Below are 13,639 nucleotides of genomic sequence, written 5' to 3' on the forward strand. Positions count from 1 at the left end.
CCTTCAGTCGAGTGCGGGCGGGGATGTCGGCTCGTCGCCGGTTCCGGATGCGGCAAGCCGGGCGATCGACAGCTCGATGGCGGAGTGATCGAGCTCCCCGTCGCCGTCGCGCACCGCCCGCTCGAAGACGTCTGTGAGCGTAACCGCCACCGGCAGCACGAGTCCATGGGATCGGGCGGTCTCGGTCACGAACAGCAGGTCCTTGAGTTGGTTGCTCGAACTGCCGCCGCCGGCGAAGTCACTGCTGAGCCAGCGCTCCTTCTTCTGACGCAGCACCTCGGACGAGCCGAGCCCGCCCTCGAAGAGCCGCAACAGGGCGCCCCGGTCGATGCCGCTGGCATCGGCGAGCACGAGAGCCTCCGAGAGGGCGGTCACCGTCGCAGCGACGACCACCTGGTTGCAGGCCTTGGCCGTCTCGCCGGTTCCGAGTGCGCCCAAATGGATCACCGTGGATCCGACGGCGTCCAGCACCGGCCAGGCGCGCGCGACCGCATCCGGTGCTCCGCCGACCATCACGCTGAGGGCTCCCGATTCCGCGCCGGCCACGCCACCGCTGAGCGGGGCGTCGACCACCTCGACGCCGTGATCGGCAAGACGGGCACCGAGCGCTGCGATACCGACCGGCGACACCGTGCCGTGAACGACCAGCACCGGGTGCTCCACCCCGTGCGCCTGCCAGCCCGCGAGCAGCCCGTCCGGGCCGCCCAGCAGCTGCTCGACGTCGTCGAGATCGGTGAGCACGGTGAGGGTCACCGTCGCCGCCGCCTCGGCGGGCGTCGGAGCGAGCAGAGCGCCGGCCTCGACCAGAGCGTCGGCCTTGCCGATGGAACGGTTCCAGACCGTCAGCTCACCGAGCGACGCCAGCAGACGCCTGGCGATGGGCTCGCCCATCCGACCGAGTCCGAGCAGGGAGACGGCTGGAGCGCTCACGATCGGGGCCCGGTGTTCCCGACGCTCTCGAAGGCGTCGACACCCGACACGTCGGCAAGCAGGTCGGGGTCGATGTCCTCGAGGGCGACGATCGCGCGGAAGCCGAGCATGGTCTGCGCACGATCGAGTCGAACCGGCACGTCCCTGCCGGTGATGGCTGCTCGCGGTACCGCGGGGACGACGGCGTCCAGCGCCTCGTCCGTGCCCTGCCGAAGGTAGGTGCGCGGAGCCGCCACGAGGATGCCCGGCGAGGAGGGGGTGTCGTGGGTGAGGGCCGCCAGCGTCGCGACCGCGGCGTCGGACACGTCGAGGTAGGTCCAGCCTTCGCACGCCTGCCGGCGTGGGTCGTCGCGCAGTGCCGCACGGACGTGCCCGGCGAACACCCGACCGCCGTCGACGGTGATGTCACGGACGAGGGGGAAGCGCAGTCCCGTGATCGGAAGCCCCGACCAGCGGGTGATCGCGAGCGCAGCCTCCTCGTTGGCCTGCTTGGAGAGGGAGTACGGATCTGCGATGTCCGCGGGTTCGTCCTCGGTCCACGGGTATCGGGATGGGAGTACCGGCCGGGCGTTCAACGGCAGCCCGAACGCGTTGATGCTCGACGCGAACACGGCCTTGGCGAGACCTGCCTCAGCGGCGGCGTTCAACACGAGGAATGTCCCGAGTGCGTTCGCAGCGTAGATCTCCCCTGCCCCGGTGAAGCCGAGGCCGGGGATGCCCGCCAGGTGGACGACGGCATCCTGTCCCGCGATCGCCGATCGCACGGCCCGCTCGTCGATGACGGATGCCCTGACATAGGCTGCCGCACCGGCGGCTGTCGCGCGGTCCGCGGCGTCCTCCGCTCCGCGATCAAGTGCGGTGACGATGGCGCCGGCCTCAGCGAGGTGTCGCACGACGGCGCGCCCGATGAGGCCGTCACCGCCCGTGACGAGCACGCGTCGGTTCTCGACCGACTCGAGCGCACTCGCGCTGGGCGCTGAACTCACTTGGAGGCTCCCACGCTCTCGCCGCCGACAGCGGCCACCGATGAGGTCAGCGGTGCCGGGATCGGCTTGCCCCGATCGCCGCGGCTCCCACGCTTCATCATGGGCCACCCCTTGCTTCCCTGATCGACAGCGACGGCGATGATCACGACGAGACCGGTGACGATCTGCTCGTAGAAGCTCGGGACGTTGAGCAGCACGAGGCCGTTGGTGAGCGCGCCGAGGATGAGCGCTCCGACGAGAGTTCCTGTGATCCTGCCCTCGCCACCCATGAGGTTCGCACCGCCGATCACAGCCGCGGCGATGGCCGTGAGGAGGTACGGACTGCCGGCTTCGGACTGGGCGGCACTGATGCGTGCCACGAGGACGAGCCCGGCTAGAGCGGCAAGGGCCCCCGAGATCCCATAGACGATGATCTTCGTCCGGTTGACGCGGATGCCCGACAGCCACGCAGTCTCCTCGCTGCCGCCGATGGCGATGACGTTCTGGCCGAAGACTGTGCGGCGCAGGAGGAGCGAGGCGAGGATGGCGACGACGATCACGATGATGACGACCACGGGAACGCCGCCGATGTAGCTGTTGAGCATCAGCACGAACTCCTGGGGCACGTTGTAGACGGGCGTGCCGTTCGTGACGACGTAGGCCAGGCCCTGGTACACGCTCATGGTTCCCAGCGTGGCGATGAACGGTGGCAGCTTCAAGAGGGTGATGAGCAGGCCGTTCACGACTCCGGCACTGAATCCGACGACGATCCCTGCCAGCAGGGCGGGGATGGGTGCGACTCCGGAGTTCACCATCATGTTCGCCGACACCATGCCCACCAGGCTTGCGATGGAGCCGACGGACAGGTCGATGCCGCCGGTGATGATCACGAAGGTGAGACCGATGCCGATGAGCGCGTTCACGCAGGCCGACACGGCCACGTCTCGCAGATTGTCGAGGGTGAGGAAGTTCGGGCTCAGGATGCCGAAGATGATGAAGATGACGGCGGCGGCGATGAAGATGCCGAGTGCCTGGAAGTTGAAGTCGAGCTTCCTGCCCGAACGGGTGGTCGCAGCGTCGTTGCTCATGATGTTCCCTTCGCGATGCCCATGGCGCTGGCCACGAGGCTGTGTTCGTTGATGTCGTCCCCGAGGTGCTCGGAGACGAAGCGTCCGCCGCTCATCACGAGCACCCGGTCGCTGAGTGAGATGATCTCCGGCAGGTCGCTCGACACGACGACGATGGCGTTGCCTGCAGCGGCGAGCTTGTCGATGAGGCCGTAGATCTCGGCCTTGCCGCCCACGTCGACGCCTTTGGTGGGTTCGTCGAACAGGAACACCTTCGAGCCCCGTCGCAACCATTTGGCGATGACGAGCTTCTGCTGGTTCCCGCCCGAGAACTGGCGCGCCCTGAGTTTCACGTTCGCGGGCTTGAGGGCGAGCGACTGCGCGATCTGGGTGGACACCTCGACCTGGCGTCGGACGCTGAGGAAGGGTCCCCTGCCCACGAGGTCGGGGGCGGCGGTCAGCGAGATGTTCGCGTACGCCGGCATCTGCAGGGCGAGGCCCTGCTGCTTGCGATCCTCCGGGATGAACGCGATACCGGCGTCGCGACTGTCGTTCGGCGTATGGATGCGCTCCGTCACGCCGTCGATGGTGATGACTCCACCGCAACCGGGGTCGGCCCGCACGATGGCCCGCAGGAACTCCGTGCGCCCCGATCCAACCAGGCCGGCGATGCCGACGATCTCTCCCCGGCGCACCGCGATCTCGTTCGTGTGCTCGGTGTCGGGACGGGTGACGGATGCCGCCGAGAACAGCACCGGCGCATCCGCCGCCATCGGATGCTCGCGCCTGAAGTCCAGTAGTTCGCGGCCGACCATGTTGCGCACGATCTCCTCCGTCGACGTGTCGGCGATGGACGACTCGTATCCCACGCGGCCGTCGCGGAGGACCACCACTCGGTCGGAGACGGTCATGACCTCCGGCATCTTGTGCGAGACGAAGATGACGGCGACGCCGCGTTCGGCGGCGAGCTCGCGTACCCGCAGCAGGACGGCTTCGACGTTCTGCTCCACCATCGAGGTGGTCGGTTCGTCGAGCGCCACGATCTTCGCGCCGAATGCGAAGGACTTGGCGATGGTGAGGGCGTGCCGCTGGGCTGGGCTGAGCTTCGACATCGGTGTCCGTCGGTCGAGCGGGAAGCCCATCGTCGCGACGTCGGCGAGGGCTTCAGCCACCTGGGTGGCCGAAGCCTGCCGTTCCCCGCGCGTCTTTCCGAGCAGAAGGTTCTGCTCGACGGTCAACTGTGGGACGACGGCCGGTTCCTGATGGGCGATGACGACGCCCTCGGCGAGCGCGCGGCGCGGGGAGTACTCACCGCGCCGCACGCCGTCCACGTACACCGAGCCGCTGTCCGGTGCGAGGGCGCCGCCGATGATCCCGAGGAGGGTGCTCTTGCCAGCGCCGTTCTCGCCAGCGAGGGTGAGCACCTCCCCGCGTCCGAGCGAGAAGCTCACGTCGTCGAGGGCACGGACGCCCGGGAACGACTTCGCGATGTTCCTGATCTCGAGCAGGGTGTCGGTCATGATGGGTTCTCCTCCGTGCAGTTCATCGTCGAACGCGGATCAAGCGGGCGGGCGGGCGGCTCAGGGCATGCCGTTCGGGTAGTCGGCCACGTTCGCCTCGTCGATGATGAAGGCGGGTACGTCGACCCAGGCCGGCACCTCCTTGCCCGCGAGCAGCCACAGCGCGACCTTCACGCCCGATGCGCCCTCGGTGGTCGGCCTTTCACTGACCGTGGCGGTGTAGGTGCCGTCGGCGATCTGCTTCTTGGCCTGCGGGATGCCGTCGGTTCCGACCAGGATCACCTCGCCCGTGAGCCCCTTGGCGTCGATGGCCGACTGCACTCCGAGAGCCATCCCATCGTTCTGGGAGTAGAACGCCTTGATGTCGGGGTTCGCGGTGAGCATCGCTGTGGCGATTGTCTGCGCCTGGTTGGTGTCCCATTTCGCGCTCTGGGAGGCGACGAGCTCGAGGTTCGGGTGGTTCTCGAGACCGGCCTTGAAGCCCTTGCCGCGGTTGATGGCGTTGGAGGATCCGGGGTCGCCCTCGATCATGGCGACCTTGCCGCCGTCGGGGAGTTTGTCGGCGATGTAGTCCGCCGCCGTCTCACCGATGGTCGTGGCATCCGGGCCGACGTACACGACGCCTGGGATGGTGCCCTGTGCATCGTTCAGCACGATGGCCGGAACGCCCTGGGCGAGGGCGGCGGTGAAGACGCTGTCGAGCGCCGTCGCCGAGATGGGTGAGGCGAGGATGGCCGAGCAGCCCTGATTGAGTGCGCTCTGCGCCTTGTCGAGCTGCTCCGTGATGGAGGCCTCGTCGTTCACGGCGAAGGTCTGGTAGTCAACGCCCAGTTCTTTCGCCTCGTTCTCGAAGCCGTCACGCTCATAGCCCCAGAACTCGTTTGCAAGGGTCCGAGTGACGTAGCAGAGCTTGACGCCGTCACCGACGTCGGGGTCGCCGAGGGTCTTCTCCACCTCTTCGATGTCGGTCTTGGTGTCCGCCTGCACCAGGGAGGCGATGTCGGCCCCTCCAGTGGTCGAGCCGCCGGCGGTCCCGCCGTCGGGGGTGGCGGTGCAGGCGCTGAGCGCCAGCACCGCGGTGGCCGTGATTGCGAGGAGTGCGATCGCACCCGTTCGTCGCTGCATTGTGCTGCCTTTCGTCTTTGGAAGGAATCCAGGGATGGTGCAGTGGTGCTCGCGGTGGTGACCGGTTCCATTCTCCGCCGCGAGCGCCGGGGCCGGTGAGGTAGCGCCGGCGCTAGAGCGCGAGTGCTTCCACGTCGATGAGCGCCTCGGTCTCCCGGCGCAGTTCGAGGGCTGTCGCGAGCGACTCGTCGATGATCACGTCGTCCCAGCTCACGCTCTGGCCCTTCGCCACGTCGTGCGTGAGCTCGACGTGGTGGGCGAGCGCGACGGGGAGCAGGCGGTTGCGCACACTCGTCTCGGCGGAGACCAGCTTCCCCCAGACGGTGAACCCGCCCTCGCCGTCGAGGAACTCCCCGGCCGTCAGGTCCTTCTTGGCTGTGGCGACGACGTCGCCGTGGAAACCTGTCGGGGCTCCGGTGGCGATCCCGCGGAGGGCCGCATTCGCGATCGAGACGTTCAGCTCCAGACCCACGTAGTGGTACGGGCGATAGAGGGCGGCGTACTGGCCGGTGGGGTCGGGGTGCCACGGATACTCGGTGAAGCACCCGGAGACGTAGGCGTTGGTGGCCTTGACGACGACGAAGACGCCCTCCTGGGTGTTGAACGGGATCCAGTCGCCGGCGCGGGTGACGCTCGACATGACGTCGACCGACCCGCCGTTGGCGAGTACCCCGCCGACGGCCGACGGGCGGCAGATCGTGGCGATCTCCTCGACGTTGCCGGGGGTGAAGGTGAGGCCGTCATCGGACGGCACGAGGCCGGCCGCATTGGCGACGGCCGCCATCTCGATCGCGGCCTTCGTGCCGTCGCGGAAGGAAGTGTGCATGTAGGGGTTGAGCTGTCCGGAGTCGGTGAGCTCCTTCGAGAACTCCCAGTTGTCCCAGACGTTGTCGGGATTCATCTCGTGATAGTGCGAGAGGTACTTCGCGCCCTTGCCGGCGCAGACCACGTCGAATCCCGAGGTACGGGCCCAGTCGACGAGTTCCATGATGAGGGCGGGCTGGTCTCCGTAGGCCATGGAGTAGACCACTCCGGCAGCTTCGGCGCGACGTGCGAGCGCGGGGCCGGCGAGGGCATCCGCCTCCACGGTGACCATGATGATGTGCTTCTTCGTCTCGATCGCGCGCAACGCGTGGTTCACGCCGACGATGGGGTTCCCCGTCGCCTCGACGATCACATCGATGTCGGAGTCGAACAGGGCCGCCGCATCCGCCACGATCGTGGTCGTGCGGTTCGCGAGCGCCTCTTCGATGGACTCCGCCATGGCGTCGGCCGGCCAGTCGACGAGGGCGAAGGCCCCTTGGGCGCGAGCGACGTTGATGTCGGCGATGGCGACCACGTGGATGCCGGGGATGTTGCGAGCCTGAGCGAGGTACATGGTGCCGTAGCGACCGGCGCCGATGAGGCCGACACGGATCGGGCGGCCCTCGCGTTCACGCTGCTGGAGGAGGGGGTGAAGGTTCACGATCGCCTTTCTGAGTGGTGCACGACGATGGCGGATCCTCGTGCCGATCAGTCCGGCGCGACACCTTCGTCGTTATTTGGTGGTTGAAGTGGTAACGGTTACACTTTTGTACCACCAGCGTTCCACCGGCGTCAACACCTCGTACGGAAATCGGTAGGCTGGCCATCGACTCGCAGGGGAGGAAAGCGTGCGGAAACCAGCCACGATCCGCGACGTAGCGCGCGAAGCTGGCGTCTCGGTCGCCGTTGTCTCTCGCGTCATCAACGAGGGATCCGGGCCCGTCGCCGTAGCGACCCGCGCCAAGGTCGTCGAGGTGATCGAGCAGCTCGGCTACCAGCCACGAGCCGCCGCCCGAGAGCTGCAGCAGCGGGGAAGCACCACGATCGGCCTCGTGCTCGCGGACCTCACCAACCCGTTCTTCGCCCGCCTCGCGGACCGCGTGGTCTGGGAGGCGCGGGCCCGTGGCATCCATGTCGTGTTGCTCACCACCCAGGAGGACGAGCACCTCGAGGCGGAGTCCATCGAGACCCTCATCGGTCGTTCGGTCGGTTCCGTCATCGCCACGCCGACCGGTGGCAATGCCGACAGGTGGCGGCGGCTCATCGACCTCGGCGTTCACGTGGTCTTCGTCGACCGTGAGATCGAAGAGCTGCCGGAGGCCGACGTCGTCACCATCCGCAACGACCAGTCGGCAGAGGTGACCACGAGTCATCTCATCGAGCTCGGCCACGAGCGCATAGCGTTCATCTCGGGTCCGCTGACGACGTCGACAGGACGATCACGCGTGGCCGGCTTCCGCCACGCGATGACGGATGCCGGGCTCCCCGTCGACGACAGGCTCATCCGGGCCATCCCCTTCCGGGGCGACACCGGCGGCGACGCCGTGAGTGCACTACTCGCGCTGCCTGATCCGCCCACGGGCATCATCGTGGGCAACACCGCGCAGGTTCGATCGTCGCTGCGGCGCATCAAGCAGGTCGGCATCCGCGTTCCCGAGGACCTCAGCGTGGTCGTCTTCGACGACAACCCGTGGACCGAGTTGGTGTCGCCACCGCTCTCCGTGATCCGCCAACCCATCGACATGCTCGCCTCGCACTCGGTCGACGTGGCCGTCGGGCGGATGCGCGGTGCATTCACCGAGCCGCCACGGCGCATCGAGATCGACGCCGAGTTCGTGCAGCGCTCGAGCGCTGCGCCCCGCATCTCCCCTGCTGCGCCGGCTGCAGCCGTCTGACCCACCCATCACGCCGCCGGAGCCGTCTGCTGGCGGCGGCCGAACCGCCAGGAGCATCCATGTCCGTCGTCGTCACTGCCGTCTTCCGTCCCCGCGTGGGTCAACACGACAACCTCGTCGCCGCGCTGCGGGCGAGCATCCCCGCCGTGCATGCCGAGAGTGGATGCCGTCTCTATGCCATCCACGACGCCGAGGACGGCACCATCACCATGCTCGAGAAGTGGGATTCTCGGGCCGACCTCGACGCGCACACGACCGGACCGGCCGTCGTCGCACTCGACGCGGCCGTCGGAGGATTCCTCGCCGAGCCCACCGTCGTCACGGTGATGACGCCGCTTCCGGCCGGCACGGCCGAGCAGGGGGAACTGTGACGTCGCACCCTGGCGAGGCAACCCCCACGATCATCGTGATGGGCGTCTCGGGAGCCGGCAAGTCAGCCGTCGGGGCCGCGCTGGCCGCGCACCTCGGGCGCCCCTTCGTCGACGCCGACGACCTGCATCCGGCGTCGAATGTGGCGAAGATGGCCGAGGGGCATCCGCTCTCCGATGACGACCGCTGGCCGTGGCTCGACGCCGTCGGAGCCGCCGCCGTCGCCAGTCCCGGCACTGTGATCGCCTGCTCGGCCCTGCGACGTCGCTACCGCGAGAGGCTGCTGCTCGCCGCTCCCGATGCCGTGTTCGTCGAGCTGGACGTCCCGCGCGAGGAGCTCGAGCGCCGGGTGCGCGTGCGGTCGCACGAGTTCATGCCGTCGTCGCTGCTCGACTCGCAGCTGGCGACGCTGGAATCCCTCGAGAGCGATGAGCCGGGCGTCGCCGTCGTCGTCGATCCGGGGGAGACGCTCGACGAGCTGGTGGAGCGCATCGGCGACGCCGTCGGCAAGCGCAGCTGAGCGTCGCCCGCTACTCGCCCGCTATTCGCCCGCTACTCGCGTTCCCAGAACGCCAGCGCCTCGGCGGCCACCCGTTCAGCCTGACGATGCCCGGCGAGCGCCGACGCCTCCCGCGCCGCCGGATCGAGGGAGTTGCGACCCATGGCACGCTTCGCGTCCCGGTCGGGCGAGAGCACGAGGCTCCGCACTCCGGGTCCGAGAGCCTTCAGCTGGGCCGCGACAGAGGTGCCGACGCCGATGCCGCCCGTGAGGGGAGCGATCACGACCACGGTGTCGCATCCGGCGGCCAACTGCACGTTGGCCGAGTACGGCAGGCCGCCGTCGATGTAGTACCGCCCGTCGATCTCCACCGGCGGCCACACCAGCGGCACGGCGCAGCTGGCGCCGACGGCATCGGTGAGGGGCACGCCGTCGGCGGCGGTGAAGGCGTGCAGCTCGCCGGTGAGCACGTCGTTGGCCGCTATGCGCAGGTCACGGTCGGGCCATTCGGCGACGGGCACGCGCTCGGCGATGATGGCGCGACGGGCCTCGGCGTCGGCGCGGTCGGTGTGCTCCAGGCTCGCCTGGCCGAGCTTGCGAATGGCCTTGGGCCGGTCACGGGCGAAGGCCAGCCCGCCGACCAGGCGCAGGATGCCGCCCGCCGACAGCTTCGCTGCTCGCTCGCCGACGGTGCCACGACGTTGCGCGTCGAACAGGCGCTCCAACGACGTGCCGGCCGCCAGTTGCGCAGCGACGGTCGATCCGGCCGACGTTCCGACCAGCCGATCGGCCGTGCGCAGCTGCACGCCGGCCTGCTCCAGTCCGAAGAGCAGCCCGGTCTCCCAGGCGATGCCCGTCACTCCTCCACCGCCGAGCACCAGTGCCGAGGCCATCTGCGCCCTCCCTGCGTTCGCGTGTCCCTGTCGAGGTGCCGTGCGGCGCCGCTCGCGCCATCCTCGCCCACGGCGCGAGCCCGCGACGCGCGACACGCACCGATGCGCGCCCGGCATGCCCCTACGCTGAACGAATGACGGATGCAGCCACGACGGCACCGATGATCGGCCCTGTCGCCTCCCCCGACCTGCACGTCATGACCTACAACATCCGCCGCCGGATCGGGCACGTCATGCGCACCCATCCCGATCGCTGGGCGACCCGCCGCCCACTGCTCCGGCGCATCCTCCAAGCCGAACAGCCCACGATCCTCGGCGTGCAGGAGGCCCTGGCCGACCAGGCCGCCTTCGTTGCCGAGAGCCTCGGGCCCGACTTCGGCGGCGTCGGCCGTGGGCGCAATGCGAACGGACGCGGCGAGCGCAGCATCATCTTCTTCGACCGGCGGCGTCTGCGCCTCACCGCGTCGAGCCAGTTCGCCCTGTCGGACACCCCCGACAAGCCGGGCTCGCGCAGCTGGGGCAACTCGGTGCCGCGCGTTGTCGTCTCGGCCGAGTTCGACGACCTCGGAACCGGCGGGCGCGTGATCGCCTTCACCACCCACTTCGACCACAAGTCCCCGACGGCTCGCACGCGCTCGGCCGAGATGGTGCTGAAGCTCGTCGCCGAGGCGCAGAGCGCGAACCCGGATGCCCTCGTCATCGTGACCGGAGACGTGAACGCCGACGTCAACTCGGCCGTGTACAGGCACCTCACCGAGAGCGGGGTGCTGCGCGACAGCTGGCACGCGGCCGAGCAGCGCCTCACGCCGCAGTGGGGGACCTTCTCGAACTACCTGCCCCTCCGTCCCGGCGGCAAGCGCATCGACCTCATCCTCGTCGGCACCACCGTGGAGGTCGAGCGCACGGGCATCAACGTGGTGCGCTTCGACGGCGCTGCGGCATCCGACCACGACCCGGTCCAAGCCGTCGTGCGGGCCGTCGCGTCCCGCTAGAGCCTGACGGACCTGAAGGCTGTTGCGCGTCAGGTAACCGCAAGGTAACGATCCGCGACTCAGCTCACGCCCCTCTTGCGGCCCCTCGCGGCGCCCCGCTAGGTTCATCTCTTGGTGCTGCTCGATCCCGGCAGGCCCAGCCCCCGACAGGAAGGAGAAGACCCCATGTTCTTTACAACTCAGATGACGCCGATCGCTCCGATCACGCCGTTCACCTCTGCGGCCTCCTTCCCTCGGATCGCCGGCTGACCCCTGGCCGCTGACGCGCCGAGCGTCACGCCCCTCCACCCTCCGGGTGGCATCGATGGCTGAGCCATCGCCGACGGTCGCCCCGTCGTCCCGCTGATCGACCCATGTCGATCGCCGATCCGACTGGCGAGCGCTCGCCCTCCGCAGTGCGCGTCCGCGCCTGCGTCCTCTCCACCAGCGACCCATCGCCGACGCTTCGCGCTGCCGTTCTCCCGTCAGCGGATGCCGCCGACGATGCGCGCTGCTCCCTGAAACACACACCACCATCACGACAAGGAACACACGATGAATTCGCAAGTCCTCACCGCCCGAGATACACGGTCTCGGGCTCAGTACTCCACGACAGGGCTCGACCGTCTCGCTCGACGCGCGGGACTCGCGCTCGTGCGCTGGAGCTCGCGCCGACCGGAGAGCCTGCAGCTGTCGACAGACGGCATGCTTGCTCGCCGCGAGGCCGACGCCCTGCGCGTGGACAGCACCCGCGACACCCAGTTGCTGGTGCTCCTCTCCCGCGGCCAGTTCTGATGACCGGCCGTATGCCCCGAGAGGCATGCGCTCCACCTCTGCTCCAGCAGCGCGGTGGAGAGCATGCCCTCGGGGCACTCCTGTCTCTGCGGGCGGCGTCGCTACGGCGTCGCTAGACTCGACCGATGCCAGCCGCACCTGACGATTCCGTGCTCGACCACCCCGTCCTCTCCGCCCTCATCGGGCACCAGGCCCATCTCGCCATCGGCTTCGGCAGCGCCGTCGCGTTCGACCGCGAGATCTCGCCGTTCGTGGGCTCCCGGCTCGACGGTCCCGACGCCTACGCCGACCTGGCGGTCCTGCTCGGCCCCGGCGGCACCGGCGCCGTCGCGGGCACGCCGCTCCCTCTCCCCGCCGACTGGACCGAGACCTTCCGCATCGTCGGCTACCAGATGGTGGGCTGGGATCTCGCCGAGCGGCTCCGCGCGGCGGGCACCCCGGCCACCGACCCCGACGTCGTCGAGCTTGATTCGCACGACGCTCCGGCCATGCTCGAGCTCGCCACCCGCACCCGACCCGGTCCCTTCGGGCCGCGCACCGGGGAGCTCGGCCGCTATGTCGGCATCCGCGACGGCGGCACCCTCGTCGCGATGGCGGGCGAGCGGATGCATCCTCCGGGCTTCACCGAGGTGAGCGCCGTCTGCACCGATGACGCCTATCGGGGCCGCGGCTACGCCGGGCGCCTCATCGAAGCGGTAGCGCGCGGCATCGTCGCCCGCGGCGAGGTGCCCATCCTGCACGTGGCCGGCGACAACGTCGGCGCGGTCCGCCTGTACGAGAAGCTCGGCTTCACCATTCGACGCGACATCACCTTCGTCGGCGTGCAGGCGCCGCAGTAGCGCGACCGAGCGCGACGTCGCTCAGTCGGCGACGACGACCACCTCCACGCCCGCCGCCCTGATGCGTTCGAGCTCGGCGGCGTCGGCGCTGCTGTCGGTGACGAGCACGGCCACCTGGCCGAGGTCGGCCATCCGGGCGAGGGCGACCCGGCCGATCTTGGAGCCGTCGGCGACCACGATCGTGCGCTGCGCCTTCATCACCATGGCGTGATTGGTGCGCGCCTCGGTCTCGTCGTGGGTGGTGACCCCGGATGCCGCCGAGATGCCGTCGGCCCCCAGGATGGCCGTGCCCACGTTCACCGCCGTGAAAGTGCCCTCGGCGAGCACGCCGACCAACTCGAGCGACTGCGGCCGCAGGATGCCGCCCGTCATGACCACCTTCAGCTGCGGATGGTTCGCGACCAGTCCGGCGATGGTGAGCGAGTTGGTCACGATGGTCAGGTCGGGATGGCGCACCAGCTCCCGCGCCACGCTCGCCGTCGTCGTGCCGCCGGAGAGCGCGACAGCGTGCCTGCCCTGCGGCAGCAGCTCGGCCGTGGTGCGGGCGATGCGGCGCTTGGCGTCCTGGAACCTGGTGTCGCGAAGCGCGACCGGCAGTTCGGTGCCGTGATCGAGAATCGTCGCGCCGCCGTGGGTGCGCAGCAGCAGCTTCTGCTCGGCGAGCACGGCCAGGTCGCGTCGGGCCGTGGCCGGCGAGATGCGCAGGGCGTCGCAGAGTTCGGCGAGGCCGATGGCGCCGTGTTCGGCGACGAGGTCGAGGATGGCCACCATCCGCTGGGAGCGCTTGCCGGAACCGACTCGCGCGATCGCGGTGTCAGCAGCAGCCATCGTGAAGATTCCCTCGGTCGTCATCGATCGAGCCAGCACCCGATCACTCAGAATGATCACTTTACCTCGGAGTGCTCAGCAAGTTGCGCGCTTCGCTCAATCCCGAGATGATCGATCCATGCTTCCCATCGTCCTCCCC

At 69.1% G+C, this 13,639-nt stretch carries 14 protein-coding genes; 6 read left to right on the forward strand and 8 right to left on the reverse strand.

The features are described 5' to 3' along the window. Positions 1–3 precede the first annotated feature (3 nt). The 6 genes from ASF30_RS14840 to ASF30_RS14865 all read right to left on the reverse strand — a co-directional run bounded on the left by ASF30_RS14840 (position 4) and on the right by ASF30_RS14865 (position 7,072). Positions 4–930, reverse strand: a complete 927-nt coding sequence (locus tag ASF30_RS14840) for an NAD(P)-dependent oxidoreductase (RefSeq protein WP_235480345.1) — start codon at positions 928–930, stop codon at positions 4–6. Then, entirely contained in the window at positions 927–1,916 is a 990-nt protein-coding gene (locus ASF30_RS14845; protein WP_055908196.1) for an NAD-dependent epimerase/dehydratase family protein, read from the reverse strand. The genes ASF30_RS14840 and ASF30_RS14845 overlap by 4 nt, the downstream gene beginning before the upstream one ends. Beyond that, the gene (locus ASF30_RS14850) at positions 1,913–2,983 is read right to left on the reverse strand and encodes an ABC transporter permease (protein ID WP_055908199.1); all 1,071 of its coding nucleotides are present in this window, start codon (positions 2,981–2,983) and stop codon (positions 1,913–1,915) included. Before ASF30_RS14850 ends, ASF30_RS14845 begins: the two co-directional genes overlap by 4 nt. Further along, positions 2,980–4,482, reverse strand: a complete 1,503-nt coding sequence (locus tag ASF30_RS14855; protein WP_055908202.1) for a sugar ABC transporter ATP-binding protein — start codon at positions 4,480–4,482, stop codon at positions 2,980–2,982. The genes ASF30_RS14850 and ASF30_RS14855 overlap by 4 nt, the downstream gene beginning before the upstream one ends. Positions 4,483–4,542: 60 nt before the next feature. Then, positions 4,543–5,607, reverse strand: a complete 1,065-nt coding sequence (locus ASF30_RS14860) for a sugar ABC transporter substrate-binding protein (RefSeq protein ID WP_055908205.1) — start codon at positions 5,605–5,607, stop codon at positions 4,543–4,545. Between the two features lie 112 nt (positions 5,608–5,719). Beyond that, positions 5,720–7,072 carry an NAD(P)H-dependent oxidoreductase gene (locus tag ASF30_RS14865; RefSeq protein ID WP_055908208.1) on the reverse strand — a complete coding sequence of 451 codons (1,353 nt, stop codon included), beginning with the start codon at positions 7,070–7,072 and terminating at the stop codon, positions 5,720–5,722. 187 nt (positions 7,073–7,259) lie between these two features. Here ASF30_RS14865 and ASF30_RS14870 point away from each other — a divergent pair, with 187 nt between their 5' ends. From ASF30_RS14870 to ASF30_RS14880, 3 genes are read left to right on the forward strand one after another with little or no spacing between them, the layout of a single operon-like run. Beyond that, positions 7,260–8,306: a LacI family DNA-binding transcriptional regulator gene (locus ASF30_RS14870; RefSeq protein ID WP_055908211.1), complete on the forward strand. Its 1,047-nt coding sequence runs from the start codon at positions 7,260–7,262 to the stop codon at positions 8,304–8,306. A 59-nt stretch (positions 8,307–8,365) separates the two neighbouring features. Next, complete coding sequence (locus ASF30_RS14875; protein ID WP_055908213.1) at positions 8,366–8,677, forward strand: putative quinol monooxygenase; 312 nt, start codon at positions 8,366–8,368, stop codon at positions 8,675–8,677. Positions 8,678–8,715: 38 nt separating this feature from the next. After that, entirely contained in the window at positions 8,716–9,195 is a 480-nt protein-coding gene (locus ASF30_RS14880; RefSeq protein ID WP_055908783.1) for a gluconokinase, read from the forward strand. 32 nt (positions 9,196–9,227) lie between these two features. On the opposite strand, the gene ASF30_RS14885 is transcribed toward ASF30_RS14880, so the two are convergent. Next, positions 9,228–10,067, reverse strand: a complete 840-nt coding sequence (locus ASF30_RS14885; protein ID WP_055908216.1) for a patatin-like phospholipase family protein — start codon at positions 10,065–10,067, stop codon at positions 9,228–9,230. Positions 10,068–10,201: 134 nt separating this feature from the next. Here ASF30_RS14885 and ASF30_RS14890 point away from each other — a divergent pair, with 134 nt between their 5' ends. From ASF30_RS14890 to ASF30_RS14900, 3 genes are all read left to right on the forward strand, one after another. Then, a complete protein-coding gene (locus ASF30_RS14890) occupies positions 10,202–11,059 on the forward strand; it encodes an endonuclease/exonuclease/phosphatase family protein (protein WP_055908219.1) in 858 nt (285 codons plus the stop codon). Positions 11,060–11,593: 534 nt separating this feature from the next. Beyond that, a complete protein-coding gene (locus tag ASF30_RS14895) occupies positions 11,594–11,833 on the forward strand; it encodes a hypothetical protein (RefSeq protein WP_055908222.1) in 240 nt (79 codons plus the stop codon). Positions 11,834–11,958: 125 nt separating this feature from the next. After that, complete coding sequence (locus ASF30_RS14900) at positions 11,959–12,672, forward strand: GNAT family N-acetyltransferase (protein ID WP_055908225.1); 714 nt, start codon at positions 11,959–11,961, stop codon at positions 12,670–12,672. Positions 12,673–12,693: 21 nt separating this feature from the next. Here ASF30_RS14900 and ASF30_RS14905 read toward each other — a convergent pair whose 3' ends face one another. Next, positions 12,694–13,524, reverse strand: a complete 831-nt coding sequence (locus tag ASF30_RS14905; RefSeq protein WP_082467847.1) for a DeoR/GlpR family DNA-binding transcription regulator — start codon at positions 13,522–13,524, stop codon at positions 12,694–12,696. Positions 13,525–13,639: the final 115 nt, after the last annotated feature.

It is taken from the genome of Leifsonia sp. Leaf264, from assembly GCF_001422325.1.
Lineage (GTDB): Bacteria > Actinomycetota > Actinomycetes > Actinomycetales > Microbacteriaceae > Orlajensenia.

What these genes read in the sequence shown, in the direction of transcription:
- ASF30_RS14855 (WP_055908202.1), bottom strand. Translation starts at nt 4,482, where the DNA reads ATGACCGACACCCTGCTCGAGATCAGGAACATCGCGAAGTCGTTCCCG.
- ASF30_RS14900 (WP_055908225.1), top strand. Translation starts at nt 11,959, where the DNA reads ATGCCAGCCGCACCTGACGATTCCGTGCTCGACCACCCCGTCCTCTCC.
- ASF30_RS14880 (WP_055908783.1), top strand. Translation starts at nt 8,716, where the DNA reads ATGGGCGTCTCGGGAGCCGGCAAGTCAGCCGTCGGGGCCGCGCTGGCC.
- ASF30_RS14875 (WP_055908213.1), top strand. Translation starts at nt 8,366, where the DNA reads ATGTCCGTCGTCGTCACTGCCGTCTTCCGTCCCCGCGTGGGTCAACAC.
- ASF30_RS14860 (WP_055908205.1), bottom strand. Translation starts at nt 5,607, where the DNA reads ATGCAGCGACGAACGGGTGCGATCGCACTCCTCGCAATCACGGCCACC.
- ASF30_RS14890 (WP_055908219.1), top strand. Translation starts at nt 10,202, where the DNA reads ATGACGGATGCAGCCACGACGGCACCGATGATCGGCCCTGTCGCCTCC.
- ASF30_RS14850 (WP_055908199.1), bottom strand. Translation starts at nt 2,983, where the DNA reads ATGAGCAACGACGCTGCGACCACCCGTTCGGGCAGGAAGCTCGACTTC.
- ASF30_RS14905 (WP_082467847.1), bottom strand. Translation starts at nt 13,524, where the DNA reads ATGACGACCGAGGGAATCTTCACGATGGCTGCTGCTGACACCGCGATC.
- ASF30_RS14885 (WP_055908216.1), bottom strand. Translation starts at nt 10,067, where the DNA reads ATGGCCTCGGCACTGGTGCTCGGCGGTGGAGGAGTGACGGGCATCGCC.
- ASF30_RS14895 (WP_055908222.1), top strand. Translation starts at nt 11,594, where the DNA reads ATGAATTCGCAAGTCCTCACCGCCCGAGATACACGGTCTCGGGCTCAG.